Here is a 20606-nt window from a genome sequence, read left to right as displayed (position 1 = left end):
TTCGCAACAAAGGGGAGCTGATTTACCGGGAAGGCAGGATTACTGAACGGAAAGCGGGCGGTTCGCTTGCCAAGATGTCGCACCCGTGCGATTTTCCCGCGAGATATTGATGAGGATACCCCCTAGAATGGAACGCCACCTCTCAGAACAAGACGCGCAGGTCGCGGCCACTGGCGATGCGCAACTGCCGCAGGTCAGCGAGCCGCGCAATCCCGGCATGGAGCTGGATCTGGACTGGGCGCTGGGCATGCAGGCCAATACCTCGGCCATCGAGCGGCGCTGCGCGACCCTGCCCGGACGGCGCAGCGTCAAGAAAGACTATCAGGCTGCCTGGCTCTTGAAGGCGATCACCTGCATCGATCTGACCACGCTGTCCGGCGATGACACGGACGGACGCGTACGCCGCCTTTGTGCCAAGGCGCGCCAGCCGGTGCGGGCGGACATTTTGCAGGCGCTTGGCACCCCCGGCATCACCACCGGCGCGGTCTGCGTCTATCACGACATGATCGCCCCGGCGGTCGCGGCGCTGAAGGGCACGGGCATTCCCGTCGCAGCGGTTTCCACCGGGTTTCCGGCAGGTCTGTCCCCCTTCCATCTGCGCGTTGCCGAGATCGAGGAAAGCGTCAAGGCAGGCGCTCATGAGATCGACATCGTGATCTCGCGCCGCCACGTACTGAGCGGCAACTGGCAGGCGCTTTATGACGAGATGAAAGCCTTCCGTGCCGCCTGCGGCGAGGCCCACGTAAAGGCCATCCTCGCCACCGGAGAGCTGGGCAGCTTGCGCAACGTCGCACGCGCCTCGATAATCTGCATGATGGCGGGGGCCGATTTCATCAAGACCTCCACCGGCAAGGAAAGCGTCAACGCCACCCTGCCCGTCAGCCTGGTGATGATCCGCGCCATCCGCGATTACCATGAGCGCACCGGCTACCGCGTCGGCTACAAGCCCGCCGGGGGGATCTCCAAGGCCAAGGACGCGCTGGTCTATCTTAGCCTGATGAAAGAAGAGCTGGGCGACCGCTGGCTGCAGCCCGACCTGTTCCGCTTTGGGGCCTCGTCCCTGCTGGGCGATATCGAACGCCAGCTCGAACACCATGTCACCGGCGCCTATTCCGCTGGCTACCGCCACGCGATGGCCTGAGGAGTGCGCAAATGTCCATCAAAGAGATCTTTGACACCATGAGTTACGGCCCCGCCCCCGAAAGCGCTGCCGAGGCGCTCGCCTGGCTGGTCGATCAGGGCGACCGCTTCGGCCATTTCATCAATGGCAGCTTCACCAAGCCGGGCGATGGCTTCAACAGCCAGAACCCCGCCACCGGGGAGGTGCTGGCGACCCTGACCCAGGCAACCCAGGCCGATGTGGATGCCGCCGTTTCTGCCGCACGCAGCGCCCAACCCAAGTGGGAAAAGCTGGGCGGACCGGGCCGCGCCAAGCACCTTTATGCCATCGCGCGTCTCTTGCAGAAACACAGCCGCCTGTTTGCCGTGCTCGAAACCATGGACAACGGCAAGCCGATCCGCGAAAGCCGCGACATTGATATCCCGCTGGCGCAGCGGCATTTCTACTATCACGCGGGCATGGCCCAGCTGATGGAAGGTGAACTGCCGGACCGCGCCGCCCTTGGGGTCTGCGGCCAGATCATCCCCTGGAACTTCCCTTTGCTGATGCTGGCCTGGAAAGTGGCGCCCGCCATCGCCATGGGCAACACCGTAGTGCTGAAACCGGCGGAATATACCTCGCTCACCGCGCTGCTGTTCGCCGATATCTGCCGTCAGGCGGGCCTGCCGAAGGGCGTTGTGAACATCGTCACCGGTGATGGCGCCGTGGGTGAGATGATCGTGGCCTCGGATGTGGACAAGATCGCCTTCACCGGCTCCACCGCCGTGGGCCGCCGCATCCGCGAGGCCACCGCGGGCAGCGGCAAGGCGCTGACGCTCGAACTGGGCGGCAAGTCGCCCTACATTGTCTTTGACGACGCCGACATCGACTCGGCGATCGAAGGGCTGGTGGATGCGATCTGGTTCAACCAGGGTCAGGTCTGCTGCGCCGGTTCGCGCCTGTTGGTGCAGGAAGGCATTGCCGAGCGTTTTCATGCCAAGCTGCGCGCCCGCATGGACAAGCTGCGCATCGGTGATCCCCTGGACAAATGCATCGACGTGGGCGCCGTGGTGGATCCGGTGCAGTTGAAGACGATCACCGATATGGTCGCCTCCAATGACGCGGGCGAGACCTATCAGGCCAAGATCGACCTGCCCGGGGAAGGCTGCTTCTACCCCCCCACCCTGATCGAAGGGCTGACCCCCGCCGACCGGCTGATGCAGGAAGAGATCTTTGGCCCCGTGCTGGTCTCCTGCACCTTCCGCACCCCGGCCGAGGCGGTGGAGCTGGCAAACAACACCCGCTATGGCCTTGCCGCCAGCGTCTGGAGCGAAAACGTGAACCTCGCCCTTGATATCGCGCCGAAACTCACCTGCGGCGTGGTTTGGGTGAACGGCACCAATATGTTCGACGCCGCCGCCGGCTTTGGTGGCGTGCGCGAAAGCGGCTTTGGCCGCGAAGGCGGCTGGGAGGGGCTTTCGGCCTACACCAAGCCGCGCACAAAACCCAAGGCGCTGACGCAGGTTGAAGCTTTCACCGGTCAGGGCAGCGGCACGGACCCCATCGACCGCACCGCCAAGATGTATATCGGCGGAAAGCAGGCCCGCCCCGACAGCGGCTATTCCCGCGCGGTGCATGACAAGTCCGGCCATATCCTGGGTCATGTAGGCATGGGCAGTCGCAAGGACGTGCGCAACGCGGTCGAAGCCGCAGCTGGCGCCAAGGGCTGGGCCAAGACTACCGGCCACCTGCGGGCGCAGATCCTGTACTACATAGGCGAAAACCTTTCCGCGCGGGCGGATGAGTTTGCCCATCGCATCGACCACATGACCGGGCGGCGCACTGGTGCCAAGGAAGTCGAGGCGTCGATCCAGCGTCTGTTCACCGCTGCCGCCTGGGCCGACAAATACGACGGGCAGGTGCATGGCGTGCCGATCCGGGGCGTGGCGCTCGCGATGAAGGAACCGGTCGGCGTGATTGGCGCGCTTTGCGCGGATGAGGCGCCGCTGTTGGGGCTGGTCTCGGTGATGGCGCCCGCCATTGCCATGGGCAACCGGGTGGTGCTGGCGGCCTCTGATCCCTTCCCGCTGGCGGCCACCGATTTCTATCAGGTGCTCGATACTTCGGATGTGCCCGCAGGCGTGGTCAACATCCTGACCGGCAGCCACGCCGATCTGGCCGCACCGCTGGCCTCGCATATGAATGTGGACGCGGTCTGGAGCTTCTCCTCCACCGACCTGTCGGGCGAGATCGAGAAAGCCTCTGCCAGCAACCTCAAGCGGAGCTGGGTCAACAACGGGGCCGCACTCGACTGGCACGCCGACCACAGCCGCCGGTTCCTGGAGGCCGCAACAGAGGTCAAGAACATCTGGGTGCCCTACGGGGAGTAACGCGAAGCCCAAGCAAAACAAACGGGCCGGAGATCACTCTTCGGCCCGCTTTCGTTTTTCGCGATGTGGCTGGGATCAGCCGCCCGTCTTCAGACCTTCGGGCCGTCCAACCACCACGAAATGCAGGTTCTCGGGCAGCAGCACTTCGGACGCCACCTGTTTGATCTCCTCCAGCGTCACGGCGTTGATCTTGCCGTTGCGGGTCGCGACATAGTCGATCGGCAGCGCATCCATCTGCATGCCCACCAGGATCGAGGCGATCTGCCCATTGCCATCGAACCGCAGCGGATAGGCGCCAGTCAGATAGGTCTTGGCGTCCTGCAGCTCTTTCTCGGTGACGCCCTCGGCGGCCATCCGGCTCCATTCGGCGCGCACCACCTCGACCGCTTCGGCCATCTTGCCATTGGCCGAGGCGAAGGAGCCCATGTAGACCGATCCCAAATCTCGCGGCACCAGGTAGGAATAGACCCCATAGGTGAGGCCGCGTTTCTCACGCACCTCGCTCATCAGGCGGCTGTCGAAGGCGCCACCGCCCAGGATCTGGTTCATGATATAGGCTGCAAAAAAGCGGGGATCGTGCCGGTCGATGCCGATATGGCCAAACAGGGCAACGGATTGCGGCGTGTCAAAATCGATCACCGTGGTGCCGCCCGGAATGGTCACCTCTGCCGGTTCGGGCTGCGGCGCACCGGCCTCGGGCAAATCGCCAAGCAGGCGGTCCAGTAGCGCGCCCAGCTCCTCTGCAGTGATGTCCCCAACGGCGCTCACATAAAGGCGATCGCGCGCCAGAACCGCGGCATGGGCATCGAACATGTCCTGACGGGTCAGATCGGAAACCGTTTCAACCGTCCCCTGACCGTCGCTGCCATAGGGGTGATCGCCATAGGCCATTTTGCCAAAGGCGCGGCCTGCAAGTGTGTTGGGATCCTTCTCATCCGAGCGCAGACCGGATAGCACCTGCGCCCGCACCCGGTCCAAAGCGTCCTGATCGAACCGCGGCTCCTGCAGGGTTTGACGCAAAAGCGCGATGGCCGCGTCCCGGTTTTCGCTCAAGAAGCGGGCCGAAATGGAAACGGCCTCCTTGTCGACATCATAGGAAAAACTGGCAGCCAGGCTTTCCAGCGCCCTTGCATATTCCTGCGCGCGCATATCGCCGGAACCTTCTTCCAGAAGGCCCGTCATCAGGTTGATGGCCCCGCGTTTGCCCGGCGCATCCAGGGATGTACCGCCCCGGAACCTGAGCTCCAGCGCGGCAAAGGGGATCGAGTGATCCTCCACCAGCCAGGCGGTAATGCCGCCCGGCGAGGTGACCTCCTTGATGTCGATCTCCGCCGTTGCAGGCAAGGCCGACAGCAGGAACGAAAGGCCGGCAAACAGGGTCGCGCGGATCGTGGTCATGGCGTTCATTGGGTGACCTCCTCGGGGCGCATCATCCAACCGGTGACGGAAACCTCTGGCTGCAGGACCTCTTTGGCGACGGCAATGATTTCGTCGGCGGTGATGGATTGCAGGATGTTGGGCCAGTCCTGCACGTCCTGGACCGTCAACCCCGAGGTCAGCGCCTGGCCATAGCGATTGGCGATCCCATCCACATTGTCGCGCGCGTAAATCTCAGAGGCGCGCAGCTGCAGCTTGATCCGCTCAAGCTGCGCCGCATCGACGCCGTCTTCCAGGAACCGCGCCACCGTTGCGTCCAGGGCGTCTTCAGCCTGCTGCAGATCCACCCCCTCGGCCGGGACGATCAGCAGGGTGAAGCTGGTCTTGTCCAGGGACACTCCGGAGTAGAAGGCGCCGGTATAGACCGCGAGCTGCTGATCGAACTGCAGCGCATTGGCAAGGTAAGAGGTGCTGCCGCCGCCCAGCAGTTCGGACAGAAGATAAAGCGCTGCCGCCTTTTCCTGGGCGCCGCTATCGCGTTCGGGCGCCAGGTAGCTGCGCTGGACATAGGGCTGCGCCACGCGGGGATCGCGATAGGTCATGCGCCGCGCCGCTGTCTGAGGCGGATCCTGGCTGCGGAATCGTTCGGGCAGATCGGGATTGGCCGGGATCACGCCGTAATACTTCTCTGCCAGGGTGCGCACTTCTTCCGGTGTCACATCGCCCGACACCACCAGGATGGCGTTGTTGGGTGCATAGTATGTCTCGTAGAAGGACAGCGCATCCTCGCGGTCCAGCGTTTCCATTTCATGCCGCCAGCCGATCACCGGCTGCCCGTAGCGATGGTTGAGGTACTGCGCCGCGCGCAGCTGTTCGCGGAACAGGGCGCGCGGGTCGTTGTCGGTGCGCTGGTTGCGCTCTTCCAGGATCACCTGGCGTTCGGTCGCGATCTCTTCCTCGCTGAGACGGATATTGACCATGCGGTCGCTTTCCATCTTCATCATCAGCTCCAGCCGGTCCGAGGCGATGCGCTGGAAATAGGCGGTGTAATCATAGCTGGTGAAGGCATTGTCCCGCCCGCCATTGGCCGCCACCGTGGCAGACAGTTCGCCCGGAGCCAGGGTATCCGTTCCCTTGAACAGGAGATGTTCCAGGAAATGGGCCACCCCCGACTGGCCGGGGGGTTCATCGGCGGATCCGGCGCGATACCAGACCATGTGCTGCACCACGGGCGCGCGGTGATCCTCGACCACCACGACCTCCATTCCATTGTCCAGGGTAAAACCCGTCACCATGTCATCGGCCTTCTGCCCGGCGCGCAGAGGCGCAGTGAGCAGAGCGGTCAGGGCAAGGGCACTCAAAGCGATCTTGCGGATCATGCGGCGTTCTCCAATCCTCTTGGCCAGGGACAAACCGCCCTTGGCCGAAACGTCCGAAGCTCCGAAAGGCTGGGAAGAACCGCTGCCATCGGAGCGCGCGGGATCCTCATCATATTGGAGCGATCATGGTTAACCGCAACCTAAGCCGAAGTGGCAAAGGCGCAAGGCTGGCCATCACAGATGTGATAGAGCAGCGGTTCACTGGCGATTTTATGATAGGCCAACGCTGCCGGTGTTACTCGCCGCTCGGGGGCGGGGCCGAAGGGGTGGCAACACCTGCTCGGCGGAACTGGTCATTCACGTCGAAGGGATCGAGCGTCTGCTTGGCATAGATCTGCTCGTAACGGTCAACGGGGAATAGCCTGATGCGCCCGGTGATCCGCTTGCGCTTGAGGAACTTGGCGTCTTCCTCGGCCAGCTCCTGTCGCACGCCGGGCGACACGCCGTAACGGCTGGAGGCAGAGACCAGCGCCAGATCCGCGCTTGGCACGCCCTGCCCCGGAACCAGTGCGGACGCCTTGCCCCCCAGCGCGGCCACGGCATCGGCCTGCGGCGTCACATCGGTGATATTCGTGCCACCCGGAGTCGGTGTCGGCAGGCTTGAGTAGTCGCCTGGCTCGGACAGCGGCTTGCTCGGCAGCACCAGGAATTCATCCGGGCCGGTGCCGGTCTTGCGAATATCGCGCAGCCCCTTTTGCGAGCAGCCCGCAACGGCCACTGCACCCACCAGAACAATCATGCTCAAAGGGATCCGCATTCCCAGATACTCCTGCCAGTTTCCCGGCTCTTCTACCGCAAAATGAAACCGAGGTCACGCGGGGTTTTTGCCGCTCCGGTCAAAGAGGATCAACCCGGCGGCACCGGCGAAGATAAAGACATCGGCGATATTGAACACGAAAGGATTGTTGATGCCGCAGCAGGACATGTTCAGAAAGTCGAGCACATAGCCGTATAGCAGCCGATCCGCCACATTGCCCAGCGCACCGCCGATCACCAGACCGGCGGCCAGGGCCATCATCCGCCCCTGCGCGTGGGAGCGGCTGATCCAGATGACCAATGCGGTGCAGATCACCAAGGACAGGGCGATCAGGAGCCAGCGGGACGCCTCGTCCCCGCCGCCGAACAGGCCGAAATTGATGCCGGTATTCTCACCATAGCGAAAGTTCAGCAGGGGCGGCAGCACGTCGATGGCCTGGCGCTGCGCCAGGTCCATTCCGTGAATCACCAGGTACTTGCTGGCCTGATCCAACAAGAAGGCCCAGAAGGCACCCCAGAACATCATACGTGCTGCCATATCCCGTGCCGTTCGCAGATCAGTGACGGAAGTGGCGCATGCCGGTAAAGACCATCGCCAGACCGGCCTCGTTGGCCGCCTTGATCACCTCGTCGTCGCGCATCGAGCCACCCGGCTGAATGACGCAGGTGGCACCTGCAGCCGCCGCTTCAAGCAGACCGTCGGGGAAGGGGAAGAAGGCATCCGAGGCCACCGCCGATCCCTTGGCGAGGCTTTCATCGAGGCCCAGCTCATCCGCCATGCGCTGCGCCTTGGCAGCAGCGACATTGGCGCTGTCCAGACGGCTCATCTGGCCGGCGCCGACGCCCACGGTCGCATCGCCCTGCACATAGACGATGGCGTTGGATTTCACGTGCTTGGCGACTTTCCAGGCGAACAGCAGATCCTGCATCTGTTCATCCGTCGGGGCCTTTTCGGTGACGACCTTCAGGTCCTCCATGCCAATGTAGCCGACGTCCTTATCCTGCACCAGCATGCCGCCCGCGACCTGTTTATAGGCGGTGATCGCCTTGCGCGGATCGGGCAGCGCGTCGGTCAGCAGCAGGCGCAGGTTCTTCTTGGCGGCAAAGATCTCCTTGGCCTCCTCCGAAGCACCGGGCGCGATCACCACCTCGGTGAAGATCTCGGTGATCTTGGCGGCGGTTTCGGCGTCCAGCGGCTGGTTCAGCGCCACGATCCCGCCAAAGGCCGAGGTGCGATCGCAGTCGAACGCCTTCTGATAGGCCTCGACCAGGGTGGCACCCCGCGCCACACCGCAGGGGTTGGCGTGCTTGATGATGGCAACGGCAGCGGTTTCGCTCGGGTCGAACTCGGCCACCAGTTCATAGGCGGCATCCGTGTCGTTGATATTGTTGTAGGACAGCTCCTTGCCCTGCAACTGCACGGCGGTGGCGACACCCGGACGGTTGGAACCGTCGGTATAGAAGGCTGCGGTCTGGTGGCTGTTCTCGCCATAGCGCAGGGTCTGCTTCAGCTCCCCGGCAAAGGCACGGCGGCGCGGCGCTTCCAGTTCCAGAGCGCCCGCCATCCAGTTGGAGACGGCCGCATCATAGGCGGCGGTGCGGGCATAGGCGATCTGGGCCAGGCGCTGACGGAACACATAAGAGGTCTGGCCCTCGTTCGCATCCAGTTCTGCCAGCAGGGTGTCGTAGTCTTCCACATCGGTGACCACGTTGACGAACAGGTGGTTCTTGGAGGCCGCGCGGATCATCGCCGGGCCGCCGATGTCGATATTCTCGATCATCTCGTCATAATCGGCGCCGCGCGCCAGGGCTGCCTCGAACGGGTAGAGGTTCACCACCAGAAGATCGATGGCACCAATGCCGTGCTCATTCATCGCCGCCACATGGGCGTCATTGTCGCGCAGGGCCAGCAGCCCGCCATGCACCATCGGGTGCAGTGTCTTCACCCGGCCATCCATCATTTCGGGAAAGCCGGTCACATCCGAGACGTCTTTCACCTCAAGCCCCGCATCGCGCAAAGCCTTGGCAGTGCCGCCGGTCGAGAGCAGCTCGACGCCACGCTGGGCGAGGGACTTACCCAGCTCGATCAGGCCGGTCTTGTCGGATACGGAAAGCAGCGCACGGCGTACGGGGTGAAGGTCGGTCATGGCAGGGCGGTCCTTTGCAGGCTCAGTCAATACTCTCGGGGTCATCCCGGTTCAGGTCGCGCACGGCATCGGCAGTTTCCTGCGCCTTGCTCAGCGTCCACCGGACGCGGGTGGCATAGTCGATCACCCGGCCGGATAAAACGATCTGTTTTGACGCACGCGGCTTCAAGCGGGTCTTCTCCAGGTAGACACCCGGCTCCAGCTTCAACTCGCAGGTGCCGTCATGACGGAAAACCCAGATTTCCCCGCTCTTGAGCGCCATGGATACCGCCGAGCCGCCCAAGTCAAGGGCCGCATCCACTTCCGGGTGCAAATGCAGGCGAATATCAAAGCCGATCCCCCCATCTGCATGGCCATCCAGTGCCGCCGAACAGCGTTTCTCAGCCGCCTCGTCCAGCGCCACCAGCATGTCCTCTCCGGCCAGCGCGCGCCCATCAAAGGACAGGTCCAGCGTGCGCGCATGGGTCAGGCCGAATTCACGGACATATCCATCGTGACCGCCCTGAAACCGGCTGCCATCGCTCAGCTGCTCCAGCTGCACCTGCACGTCCCGTGGCCCACCTGTCAGCTCTTCCTGACCGCTGCTCCGGTTCGGCGGCGCAAGGCGGGCACTGGAATGGCCCTCAAGGCAGAGGGTGGAATGCGAAGGCGTTGCCCGCCCGGCACGGCGCCACTCCAGGCCAAATGTCTCTCCCGAGCCGCAGTTGACGATCAGTGGCCGCCGCCCCGAGGTCAGCTCGAACGCCAGGGTCGAGGCATGACCATTGCCCGAGGCCCGTCCCTGCGGCGGCAGGGCGGCATCCACCACGACCGAGGTACGGCGCGCCGACAGTCGCGCATAGCCCATCGCCAGCCCGTCGAGCGGACGTGCAGCCACATGACTGGCCGCCAAAGCATGATCCAGCCAGCCCTCAAGGCCACGCCCGCCGCCATGAAACCGCGCCAGCCCGCCATCGCTGTGGCGCAGGGCGCGCAAGGTGGGCGCGATACGCTCGATCGCGGCGGTCTGCGGCGCGGGAACTGTCCGGCCCGCCTCGTGCAGGGCGGCGGCGGTCCAGGTCAGAAGGGTGAAGACCTCCAAAAGTTCTTCGGGATTGCGGGTCGGCAACCCGCCCTGATCGTCGATCTGGCGCGCGCATTCCTCGCTGAGGGCGCGAATCGCCGGATCGGCCAGTTCCTCTTTTCCCTGCAGGGCCAGGCCCGCGTAGATCAGCCCCGCCAGCGCCTCGAACCGGGGCAGGCCGGGCGTCGCCCCCTGCCACCGATGCGCCAGGAACCAGGTCTGCTGCGACAGGGAGCGGTAGAAGGCTTCGGTCTCCTCTCGCTCCTTGCCGCTGAGCAGAAACAGCGCGTGGTTGATCCAGCGAATGACCCGGCGCCCGGTCAGATCCGGCGACCAGCCGGGACCGGTGCCGCGCCCATGCGCCCTGATCCAGCCCCAGACCCAGTTCTGCGCCTTGACGCGGGCCTTGATATCCCCCACGGCGGCCAGATCGTCGAGCCAGGCAAAACCGTGACGCTCCGCATCGAAGGCGGCATCGGGCGCGGCAACCTCCCAAAGGCCGGTGGTGGTCGATTCGACGAGGTAGCCCGCCAGCAAAAGATTGCCCGCAACCAGCTGCCGCCCGCGGGCAAAGCTGCCGATGGTACGGGGTTCGGGCTGGGATACGAATCCGGTGGCCGCAGGCTGCTTGCGCGCCCGCCAGGCATATATCCGGTTCATCAGGCGGGTTCCGCGCCCCGCCAGTCGGTCGTATCTGGACATGCTCTTTCCGCCTCACGCCATTGGCGTTTTGGTCGCAGCATAACCCGGCCCATTGTCCAAGTCACCGAAGAATAGCCCGGCCGCGCCCCATGGGCGAGAATTGATCAGGCGGCCTTGCGCAAAAGCGCCATATAGAAGCCATCCATGCCGCCGCGATCCGCCCAATAGTCGGGACGCAGGCGCAGGCCGCCCTCTTCGCTGATCCAGGCGGGATCAACGCCAAGCCCCTCGAAACAGGTGCGATCCGCTGTCATCTCGGGGAACATATCCAGCGCCTCCTCAACCTGGCATTCGCCTTCGTCCGGCAGCAGGGAGCAGGTGCAGAAGACCATGCGCCCGCCGGGTTTCACCAAGGTCCAGGCATGGGCCAGCATCTGCGCCTGCAACTCGATCAGGGCGCCGAATTCACTGCCGTCCTTGGCATGGGGCAGATCCGGGTGGCGACGGATGGTGCCGGTGGCCGAACAGGGTGCATCCAGCAGCACCGCATCGAACTGGCCGGTCTGTTCCAGTGCATCGCCGACGATCAGATCGGCGCTGAGGCCGGTGCGCGACAGGTTCTCCTGCAGCCGCTCCATCCGCCCCGCCGAGGCATCCACTGCGGTGACCTGCGCGCCCGCTGCCGCCATCTGCATGGTCTTGCCACCGGGTGCTGCACAAAGATCAAGCACCCGCTCGCCCTGTTGCGCGTTGATCATCCGCGCAGGCAGGGCTGCCGCCGCGTCCTGCACCCACCAATCCCCGGTCGCATAGCCCGGCAGGGCCGAGACCTGACCGGCCTCCGTCAACCGCACCGATCCGGTTGGCAGCATCTCACCGCCCAGGGCCGAGAGATCCGCGCCGGGTTTGCCGGTGATATCCAGCGGCGCACCTGCAAAATGCGCGGCCTCGATCCCCAACATCGCCTCGGCGCCCCAGGCCTGCACCAGCGGTTTGCGCAGCCAGTTCGGCAGGCGCGGCGTGCGCAGCTTTGCCCATTCCGCCGGTCCCTTCTCGGCCACCCTGCGCAAGACCGCGTTGACCATGCCCTTCAATTGCCCATGGCGGCGATGCTTCGAGACGATCGTCACCATCGCGTTCACCACCCCATGCGCCGCGCCACCCGAACACAGTTCGACCGTGCCAAGGCGCAGCGCATTCATCACCGTCAGCGGCGGCGTCTTCTTCAGGTGTTTCTGCAACACCCGGTCTGCCCGCTCCAAGCTGCGCAGGGTCTCGACCGCCAATCGCTGCGCCCGTGCACGCTCTTCGGGGGCAAGCCTCTCCAGCGCCCCCGCGGCATAGCATTCCGCCAAGAGCCGCCCCTCGCCCAGCACCTGATCCAGAAGGTAGATCGCGGATTTGCGGGCCTGAAGCGGATCGGGGGTTTTGTCGGACATCGGGGTTCTGGCTTTCTCTGGCGACTTGGGGACCACCGGCGGTGACTTGTTCCCGCCGGACAGGGGCGTATATCATGGGCTGAGTATAAAGGAACCCGCGATGAGCGACGAGACCACACCGAAGGCCCCTGCGCCCAAAGACCTGCCCCCCGCCGCCCAGCGCGCCCTGGCCGAGGCCGAGGAACGCCGCAAGGCCGCCGAGGCCGAGACCCCGCTGCCCAAGGAGTTGGGCGGCCGCGATGGCCCCGATCCCGCGCGCTATGGCGACTGGGAGAAAAAGGGCATCGCCATCGATTTCTGATGGCTGAACCCGACGTTCATCAGCCCCGGAGGTCCCAAATGATCTTTGAAATCCGCCGCTACCGCCTGAAACCCGGCAAGCGCGAAGAGTTTATCCGATTTTTCGAGACCGTGAACCGCCCGGCCCTGCGCGCGGCTGGCATGCTGGTTTTTGGGCCCATGCGCGATCTTGAGGATCCCGACGTGGTGCATTGGCTGCGCGCCTTTCCATCAATGGAGGCGCGCGAGCGGATCAAGGCGGCCTTCTATGACGGCCCCGTCTGGGAAAAGGACGTGGAGCCGATCGTCATGCCGATGATCGAACACTTCGAAGCCTCTGTCGCAGAGGCAACCGAAGGGTTTGAAGGTTTCGCGGAAACTCCGGCCCCTTGAGCCGTGGGGCTTACAGCCCCAAGACGTCGATCATGTCATATTCGCCCGGGGATTTGTCCTGCCCCCAGAGCGCCGCCTTCAGGGCCCCACGGGCAAAGATCGCGCGGTCGGTGGCCATGTGGCGCAGCACGATGCGCTCTCCGGCAGCGGCGAACAGCACGTCATGTTCGCCCACGATGTCGCCTCCGCGAATGGCGGTGAAGCCGATATCGCCGCGTTTGCGGGCGCCGGTGATGCCGTCACGCCCCCGGTCCGAAACATCCGCGAGTTTCACGCCGCGCCCCTCGGCGGCGGCTTCGCCCAGCATCAGCGCGGTGCCCGAGGGGGCATCGACCTTGTGGTGGTGATGCGCCTCGATCACTTCGATATCGAAATCCTCGTCCAGGGCGGCGGCGACCTTTTTGGTCAGCTGCACCAGAAGGTTCACGCCCAGAGACATGTTGCCCGCCCGCACGATCACCGCGTGACGCGAGGCCGGTTCCAGCCGGGCGACCTGCTCATCGCTCATGCCGGTGGTGCCGATCACATGAACGGCGCGGGCCTGCGCTGCAAGCGCGGCAAATTCCAGCGTCGCCTCGGGCGCGGTGAAATCAATCACCGCCTGTGCCTTGGAAAAGGCCTCCAGCGCGTCATCGGTGACGGTGACACCAACCGGCGCGCCACCCATCGCCTCACCCACGTCACGACCGACCCAATCGTGGCCGCTGCGTTCGACTGCGCCGACCAGGGTGGCCTTGTCGCTCTCCAGCACGGTCTTGATCAGCATCTGCCCCATGCGACCGGAAGCTCCGGTAATCACGATACCCGGTTTATGAGTCATTGGCCTGATCCTTTATCCCAAGCTGGCGCTTCGTTTCTTGCGGCTTTTGTCCTACCCTTTTGGACGTGTCTTGGCAAAGGGCTGCTTTCGGCATAGATCGAACCCATGGCAAAGAACAAATTCCATGATGGCCCCGGCCCCTCTCAACGTCAGCTGCGCGTCGGCGAGCTGATCCGCCGCACCCTGTCCGAGGTGCTGGCGCGCGGCGACATCCACGACCCCGAGCTGAACCGCATGTCGATCACGGTCGGAGAGGTGCGCACCTCTCCGGATCTGAAGATCGCCACCGCCTATGTGCTGCCGCTGGGCGGCAAGGGGCAGGAGGATGTGCTGAAGCTGCTCGCCCGCAACAAGAGCGAGCTGCGCCGCGCGGTGGGCAAGAAGCTGGGGCTCAAGTTCACCCCCGATCTGCGCTTCCAGCTGGATCAGACCTTTGATCAGATGGATGACACCCGCCGGATGCTGAACCAGGACGCGGTGCGCCGCGACATCGAAGAGTGATCTTTCGGGCGGCGTCCATCTGCGCTGCCCTTTTGGCGGGCTTCTGGGCCAGCAGCGCCGCCGCTGTCGAATGTCGCAACGCATCTTATGACGGCAACCGCTACACCATCTGCGAGGTAGACGCGGGCCGCGAAGAGTTGCGCCTGTTCCTGCGCGCCGAGAACGGCAAACCCTACGGCCATTTCGCCCCCATCGAGGCGGAACTGGCCAAGGCGGGCAAGAGCCTTGCCTTTGCCACCAACGCCGGGATGTACCACGCGGATCGCTCTCCGGTGGGGCTTTACGTCGAGGATGGCCAGCAGGAGATGCGGCTTGTCCCCAACGCAGGCCCCGGCAATTTCGGTCTGCTGCCAAACGGTGTCTTCTGCATCAACGACAGCCGCGCCGATGTGATCGAAACGCTCAAGTTCCGCGACCTGGGCAAGACCTGCCGCGATGCCACCCAATCGGGGCCGATGCTGGTGATCGACGGTGAATTGCACCCGCGCTTTCTGCCCGATTCCACCTCCTATTACCTGCGCAACGGGGTGGGCACCTCGGCGGACGGGCAGCGCGCGGTCTTTGTCATCTCGCGCAACGCGGTGACCTTCCACCAGTTCGGCAGCCTGTTCCGGGACCACCTGAAGCTGCCCAATGCGCTGTATTTTGATGGCAACATCTCCCGCCTGCACGCGCCTGAGCTGGGCCGCTCGGATGCGGGCTTTGCCATGGGGCCGGTCGTGGGGGTGGTGGAATGAAGAGGATAGCCTCAAAAGGCGCCTGAACGAGGACGACGATGGACGTGAGCAGCCTGACAATCTTGGAAGAGCAAATACTGCGAGAGTTTTGCAGGCAGCATCCTGAATTGATGCGCGAACCTTCTGCCTATGACCACATCCAAGTGGGAGAGCGGTCGTACTCGGGCGCGGGTTTTCTATCCGAGCTATTGGCAGGTCCTTCGCTTGAGACCAATAAGCCTGTAGAGCGTTTCGTCTGGACAGGCCCAGCCGCGACACTGAATGGAAAGACTGAAGTCGGTTGTCTGGTGTTTGTGGAACAGAACCGGGTATCAGCGATTGAAGGTTTCACCTTTGGCGAAAGCTGGCCAGAGAAAATCACTCGCGTCGAATTTCACATCGAATAAAGACGCCTTTGCAGGCAGACCTGCCATTCCCGCCTGTACTCTCAATTGACAGGCAATCCGCTCTGCGCTACCCCGCGCGCCTCAGCAAGACATCATGGGGAACAGGCATGGCACGCAAACGCAAGGGGCGCGATATTTCCGGCTGGCTGGTGGTGGACAAGCCCGCGGGGCTGACCTCGACCGCTGTCGTGAACAAGGTGCGCTGGGCGCTTGAGGCCAAGAAGGCCGGCCATGCGGGCACGCTTGATCCCGAGGCGACGGGCGTTCTGGCCGTGGCCCTGGGCGAGGCAACCAAGACGGTTCCCTATATCACCGACGCGCTGAAGGCCTATACCTTTACCGTGCGGCTGGGCCAGGCCACCAATACCGACGATGCCGAGGGCGAGGTGATCGCCAGCAGCGATGCGCGCCCCTCGGACGAGGAGATCAAGGCAGCACTTGGCCAGTTCATCGGTGAGATCATGCAGGTGCCGCCGAAATTCTCGGCCGTGAAGATCGATGGGCAGCGCGCCTATAAGTTGGCCCGTGATGGCGACGAGGATTTCGAGATTGCCGCCCGCCCCCTGTGGGTCGAAGAACTGGTGCTGGTGGACCGTCCCGACGCCGATCACGTGGTGCTGGAGATGACCTGCGGCAAGGGTGGCTATGTGCGCTCCATCGCCCGCGACCTTGGTGCCGCGCTGGGCTGTCATGGCCACGTGAAAGAGCTGCGCCGGATCTGGTCGGGGCCGTTCGACGCCGCCGATGGCCTGTCACTGGAAGAGATCGAACGGATGCAGCGCACGCCGGAACTCGACACCCACCTGCGCCCGCTTGAGGAAGGTCTCGCTGATCTGCCCGAGCTGAAATGCACCCCCGAAGGCGCCACCCGCCTGCGCAACGGCAATCCCGGCATGGTGCTGGCCTCCGACGTGGAATACGGCGACGAAGCCTGGGCCTCCTTCGAAGGCAAACCGGTTGCCGTGGGCATCTACAAATCCGGTGAGCTGCACCCGAACCGGGTTTTCAACCTCTGACGCCCGCGCTTGCCACTTTGGGGGCGCCGTGGCATCCCTGCCCCATGATCACCCGCAGCCATACCAAGGGCGATGCGCCCTCCTCCGCCGTCTATTCCGACTGCGAAACCTATCGCTACAGCCTGACGCGGGTCTGGGATCCCGAAGGGGCAAAGGTGATGTTCGTGATGCTGAACCCCTCGACCGCGACCGAGGTGCAGAACGACCCCACCATCGAACGCTGCGAGCGGCGGGCGCGGGCCTTGGGATTCGGCGGCTTCCGCGCCACCAATATCTTTGCCATCCGCGCCACGGACCCGCGCGTGATGCGCGCCGCCGAGGATCCCGAAGGGCCCGACAATGAGGCCGCGATCCTGGCCGGTGCCGAATGGGCGGATCGGATCATCTGCGCCTGGGGCACCCATGGCGCCCACCGTGATCAGGGTCCCCGAATCGAAGCCGCGCTGCGGGCGACGGGCCGCCCCTTGCATCACCTGGGCCTCAGCAAGCACGGTCACCCGAAGCACCCGCTCTACATTGCCTATAGCCAAGCCCCTTTGCCTTGGGAATAAATCCCCCGCGTCCCACGTCGGTAGCATCTTGTTTACCGATGTTCCCCATTTGTTTTGAATGCAGGGGCGCTCTGTGAGATGCTGTCAGACGATGTAATGCTGACTTGCGTGCTGTGGGGTGTGGGGTAATGTTCTGGTTGGCCGGTCTGTTGGGTCTCGTGGCTGTTGGCAGCGTGGTGTTTGTCGATTTCAGCGGCGATGACGATGCTGCGGATGACAACCACACCGATGACATGCCTTCGGATGAAGGCAGCGATACCACCCCGGTGTCAGATCTTCTGGATCCCGATACCACTGATCCGGACAGCCCTGACCCCGATACGGGCGATACCGGCACGGATACCCCCCCGACAGAGGACACCCCCGAGGGGCTGACCCTGGAGGGCGACGACGATATTGATCTCCTGACCGGCAGCGATTTCGCGGATCTCCTCTCCGGCGGGGGCGGCGACGATCAGCTCAATGGCTATGATGGGGATGATCGGCTTGAGGGCGGAGAAGGTCACGACGTCCTGCATGGCGGCGAAGGCCGCGACACGATCGCAGGTGGCGAGGGCCGCGATCTGCTGCATGGCGAGGACGGCGGCGATCTGTTGACCGGTGATGCCGGGGATGACAGCCTTTACGGCCATTTCGGCAATGACACCCTAAGCGGCGGCGGTGCTGATGACCTTGGCCACGGCGGGCGGGGCAACGACCAGCTGGATGGCGGCTGGGGCCGTGATTCCCTGCATGGCAATGACGGCGATGACACGCTGGCCGGCGGCGCCGAGGAAGATGCCCTGTTTGGCGGCACCGGTGATGATCTGGTCTGGGGCGCCGACGACGGGGTCAGCAGCGATTTCCTCAATGGCGGCGATGGGGCGGATACCCTTGTTGCGGGCGCCGGGGATATCGTGACCGCAGGCGCAGGTGCGGATCAGATTATCGCCGGCGATCTGGATGACACCCAGGTGGCGGTGGATCTGGTGGATTACGACCCGGCCGAGGACCAGTTGATCGTTCTGTGGGAACCGGGCAGCGAACCGGAACCGGAGATCACCGTGGAGGAAAATCCGGACAACCCGGGCGAACAGATCATCCGACTTGACGGGGAAGAAGCGCTACGGGTGACCGGCGCGGCACCGCTTGATCCATCGGATATCCAGCTGATGGCAACCGACGATCCGGCCTTCCCGACGCTGCCCTTGCTCTGACTGTCGCGCCCTGGATCGCCTGTCGTCGGCGCGGGCACGCTGCGCGGCTGAACTGAAACAACAGCCCTGCCAACATCTCCTTTGCTTTTTGCCGCAAAACCTCCTATACGCGCCCATCTGCCGTGGAATCGCGGCGGATTTCTCCATGGGCCTGTGCTGGACGACATCCCGGCCTGCGCCATCCACTCTAACCTTATGAAGGAGACCCCGATGTCGATCACTGCTGAAGAAAAAGCACGCCTGATGAAAGAATTCGCAACCAAAGAAGGCGACACCGGTTCGCCCGAAGTTCAGGTTGCCATTCTGACCTCGCGCATCAACACCCTGACCGAGCACTTCAAGACCCACAAGAAAGACAACCACGGTCGTCGCGGTCTGCTGAAGATGGTTGCTCAGCGTCGTAAGCTGCTGGACTACACCAAAGGCAAGGACGAGGCCCGTTACCAGGACCTGATCCAGCGCCTGGGCATCCGCCGCTAAGCGCATCCTTTGCACTTCGATGCATCGCGCCCGTTCCTTTTGGAGCGGGCGTTTTTCATGGCTCATTCGTATGCCCGGCAGCCTGCCTGCACTGTGGTGCTGAAATTTCCGCCTTCTTCTGCTGACAGCCTGCTTTACCGGCGCAAAGGGCGCCATTGTATCACCCCTGTCACATTGCCGGATTAGCTCCAAGGCACAGCAAGGCAAGCGACGGATTTTCGATGAGAGATTTGAAGGACACGCCACGTGGCGACAAGGCAGAGGCCGACAGCAGCAGTGACGATCAGGCCCGGATCTTGCGCAAGGAACTCGCCCGGCTGACCCGCGGCGCCTCCCCCGTTTCGACCGTCAACATGATCAGTGACTGGGCCTTGCATCTGGCCCTGGCGCCGGACAAGAAGCTCTCCCTCGCGCTCAAGGCGCAGGAAAACTGGTTGAAATGGATGGGCATGGGCGCGCAGGAAACGGCACAGGAGGCCCATGCCCCCAGCCAGCGTCCCGATCGACGCTTTGCCGGGGAGGCCTGGTCGAAACAGCCCTATTCATCCATCGCGCAAGGCTTCCTGCTGGCCGAGGAGTTTGCCGATCAGGCCACCTCGAACGTGCCGGGCCTCAGCCCCTCGCACGAGCGGGCGATGACCTTCCTGATGCGCCAGATGATGGACACGGTGGCGCCGTCGAATTTCCTGTTCACCAACCCCGAAGCCATGGCCCGCACCGCGCAAGAGCACGGCAGCAACCTGATGCGCGGCGGGGCGGCGTTGTTTCGGGACTGGCAGGCGACGCTGGCCGGGGAAAAACCGCAGCCGCAGCTGCGGGTCGGGCAGGATCTGGCCACCAGCAAGGGCAAGGTGGTCTACCGCAACCACCTGATGGAACTGATCCAATACGAGGCCGTCACGGAAACGGTTCAGGCCGAGCCGATCCTGATCGTGCCCGCCTGGATCATGAAATACTACATTCTCGATCTCAGCCCGGAAAACTCGATGGTGCGCTACCTGACCGAGCAGGGTTTCACCGTCTTCATGATTTCCTGGCGCAACCCGGGGGCCGAGGATGCCGCGCTTGGCATGGCCGACTACCTGCAACAGGGGCCGATGGCGGCGCTGGACCACATCTGCGCGGCGACCGGCGCGGGCAAGGTGCACACGGTCGGCTATTGCCTGGGCGGCACGCTATTGTCGATTGCCGCCGCCGCCATGGCGCGGGACGGCGATGACCGGCTGCACAGCATGACCCTGTTGGCCGCGCAGACCGATTTCAGCGAAGCCGGAGAGCTGATGCTCTTCATCAACGAAAGCCAGGTCTCGTTCCTGGAGGATGTGATGGAGGCGCAGGGCTATCTCGATTCGGGCCAGATGATGAGCGCCTTTCAGATGCTGCGCTCCAACGATCTGATCTGGTCGCATATGATCCGCAGCTATCTGATGGGCGAGGATGACCTGCCGATGAACGATCTGATGGCCTGGAACATGGACACCACCCGGATGCCCGCGCGGATGCATTCGGAATATCTGCGCAAGATGTTCCTCAACAACGATCTGGCCGCCGGGCGCTACCATGTGGATGGTCATGCCGTCTCGCTGCGCGACATCCGCGTTCCGGTCTTCACGGTGGGCACCGAAACCGATCACATCGCGCCGTGGAAATCCGTGTTCAAGATCCACAATCTGGGCCATGCGGATGTGACCTTCGTCCTGACCAATGGCGGGCACAATGCCGGGGTGGTGTCCGAGCCCGGCCACAAGCGGCGCCATTTCCGCCTGCACACCGTGCGCGACCAGGACAAGGCATTGCCGCCGGAAGACTGGCTGGAGGTGGCAGGCCGACACGAGGGCAGCTGGTGGCCCGCCTGGGCCGACTGGCTGGCGGCGCGCTCCAGCGGCAAGACGGCGGCCCGCGTCATCACCGCCGCGCTGGAAGCGGCACCCGGATCCTATGTGAGAATGGACTGA

General features: G+C 63.9%; 20 protein-coding genes. 12 read left to right on the top strand and 8 right to left on the bottom strand.

The window, feature by feature from the left end; genetic code table 11:
* Positions 1–127 precede the first annotated feature (127 nt).
* On the top strand, positions 128–1141 hold the full coding sequence (gene deoC, locus PXK01_RS06900) for a deoxyribose-phosphate aldolase (protein WP_274859412.1): 1014 nt from the start codon (positions 128–130) through the stop codon (positions 1139–1141).
* 11 nt (positions 1142–1152) lie between these two features.
* Positions 1153–3489 carry an aldehyde dehydrogenase family protein gene (locus PXK01_RS06895; protein WP_274859411.1) on the top strand — a complete coding sequence of 779 codons (2337 nt, stop codon included), beginning with the start codon at positions 1153–1155 and terminating at the stop codon, positions 3487–3489.
* Positions 3490–3564: 75 nt separating this feature from the next.
* Here PXK01_RS06895 and PXK01_RS06890 read toward each other — a convergent pair whose 3' ends face one another.
* The 7 genes from PXK01_RS06890 to PXK01_RS06860 all read right to left on the bottom strand — a co-directional run bounded on the left by PXK01_RS06890 (position 3565) and on the right by PXK01_RS06860 (position 12292).
* Positions 3565–4887 (bottom strand): M16 family metallopeptidase, encoded by a 1323-nt coding sequence (locus PXK01_RS06890; RefSeq protein WP_446728424.1) that lies wholly within the window; start codon positions 4885–4887, stop codon positions 3565–3567.
* A gap of 5 nt (positions 4888–4892) precedes the next feature.
* Positions 4893–6245: a M16 family metallopeptidase gene (locus PXK01_RS06885; protein WP_274859407.1), complete on the bottom strand. Its 1353-nt coding sequence runs from the start codon at positions 6243–6245 to the stop codon at positions 4893–4895.
* A gap of 235 nt (positions 6246–6480) precedes the next feature.
* The gene (locus tag PXK01_RS06880; RefSeq protein ID WP_274859406.1) at positions 6481–7002 is read right to left on the bottom strand and encodes a DUF3035 domain-containing protein; all 522 of its coding nucleotides are present in this window, start codon (positions 7000–7002) and stop codon (positions 6481–6483) included.
* Between the two features lie 54 nt (positions 7003–7056).
* Entirely contained in the window at positions 7057–7539 is a 483-nt protein-coding gene (gene lspA / locus PXK01_RS06875) for a signal peptidase II (RefSeq protein ID WP_274859405.1), read from the bottom strand.
* A 19-nt stretch (positions 7540–7558) separates the two neighbouring features.
* Positions 7559–9148, bottom strand: a complete 1590-nt coding sequence (gene purH / locus PXK01_RS06870; RefSeq protein ID WP_274859403.1) for a bifunctional phosphoribosylaminoimidazolecarboxamide formyltransferase/IMP cyclohydrolase — start codon at positions 9146–9148, stop codon at positions 7559–7561.
* A gap of 22 nt (positions 9149–9170) precedes the next feature.
* Positions 9171–10913, bottom strand: coding sequence for a heparinase II/III family protein (locus PXK01_RS06865; RefSeq protein ID WP_274847047.1), 1743 nt, complete (start codon positions 10911–10913; stop codon positions 9171–9173).
* A 104-nt stretch (positions 10914–11017) separates the two neighbouring features.
* On the bottom strand, positions 11018–12292 hold the full coding sequence (locus PXK01_RS06860; protein ID WP_274859400.1) for an RsmB/NOP family class I SAM-dependent RNA methyltransferase: 1275 nt from the start codon (positions 12290–12292) through the stop codon (positions 11018–11020).
* A gap of 100 nt (positions 12293–12392) precedes the next feature.
* Here PXK01_RS06860 and PXK01_RS06855 point away from each other — a divergent pair, with 100 nt between their 5' ends.
* Entirely contained in the window at positions 12393–12593 is a 201-nt protein-coding gene (locus PXK01_RS06855) for a DUF1674 domain-containing protein (RefSeq protein WP_274847045.1), read from the top strand.
* Positions 12594–12631: 38 nt separating this feature from the next.
* Positions 12632–12964 (top strand): NIPSNAP family protein, encoded by a 333-nt coding sequence (locus tag PXK01_RS06850; protein WP_274859398.1) that lies wholly within the window; start codon positions 12632–12634, stop codon positions 12962–12964.
* Positions 12965–12974: 10 nt separating this feature from the next.
* Here PXK01_RS06850 and dapB read toward each other — a convergent pair whose 3' ends face one another.
* Entirely contained in the window at positions 12975–13784 is an 810-nt protein-coding gene (gene dapB / locus PXK01_RS06845; protein ID WP_274859397.1) for a 4-hydroxy-tetrahydrodipicolinate reductase, read from the bottom strand.
* A gap of 105 nt (positions 13785–13889) precedes the next feature.
* Here dapB and rbfA point away from each other — a divergent pair, with 105 nt between their 5' ends.
* The 8 genes from rbfA to PXK01_RS06805 all read left to right on the top strand — a co-directional run bounded on the left by rbfA (position 13890) and on the right by PXK01_RS06805 (position 20606).
* Complete coding sequence (gene rbfA, locus PXK01_RS06840; RefSeq protein ID WP_274847041.1) at positions 13890–14285, top strand: 30S ribosome-binding factor RbfA; 396 nt, start codon at positions 13890–13892, stop codon at positions 14283–14285.
* On the top strand, positions 14285–15022 hold the full coding sequence (locus tag PXK01_RS06835) for a phosphodiester glycosidase family protein (protein WP_446728423.1): 738 nt from the start codon (positions 14285–14287) through the stop codon (positions 15020–15022). The genes rbfA and PXK01_RS06835 overlap by 1 nt, the downstream gene beginning before the upstream one ends.
* A gap of 38 nt (positions 15023–15060) precedes the next feature.
* On the top strand, positions 15061–15408 hold the full coding sequence (locus PXK01_RS06830; RefSeq protein ID WP_274859395.1) for a hypothetical protein: 348 nt from the start codon (positions 15061–15063) through the stop codon (positions 15406–15408).
* Between the two features lie 107 nt (positions 15409–15515).
* On the top strand, positions 15516–16424 hold the full coding sequence (truB, locus tag PXK01_RS06825; protein ID WP_274859394.1) for a tRNA pseudouridine(55) synthase TruB: 909 nt from the start codon (positions 15516–15518) through the stop codon (positions 16422–16424).
* A 44-nt stretch (positions 16425–16468) separates the two neighbouring features.
* A complete protein-coding gene (locus tag PXK01_RS06820) occupies positions 16469–16975 on the top strand; it encodes a DUF1643 domain-containing protein (RefSeq protein WP_274859393.1) in 507 nt (168 codons plus the stop codon).
* Between the two features lie 128 nt (positions 16976–17103).
* Entirely contained in the window at positions 17104–18171 is a 1068-nt protein-coding gene (locus PXK01_RS06815) for a calcium-binding protein (protein WP_274859392.1), read from the top strand.
* 210 nt (positions 18172–18381) lie between these two features.
* On the top strand, positions 18382–18651 hold the full coding sequence (rpsO, locus tag PXK01_RS06810) for a 30S ribosomal protein S15 (protein ID WP_274847036.1): 270 nt from the start codon (positions 18382–18384) through the stop codon (positions 18649–18651).
* A 221-nt stretch (positions 18652–18872) separates the two neighbouring features.
* A complete protein-coding gene (locus PXK01_RS06805) occupies positions 18873–20606 on the top strand; it encodes a PHA/PHB synthase family protein (RefSeq protein ID WP_274859391.1) in 1734 nt (577 codons plus the stop codon).

This window comes from Phaeobacter sp. PT47_59 (assembly GCF_028890025.1).
GTDB lineage: Bacteria > Pseudomonadota > Alphaproteobacteria > Rhodobacterales > Rhodobacteraceae > Phycobacter.
The sequence above is the reverse complement of the archived record's forward strand: the minus strand, read 5'-3'. Positions and strand labels throughout refer to the sequence as shown.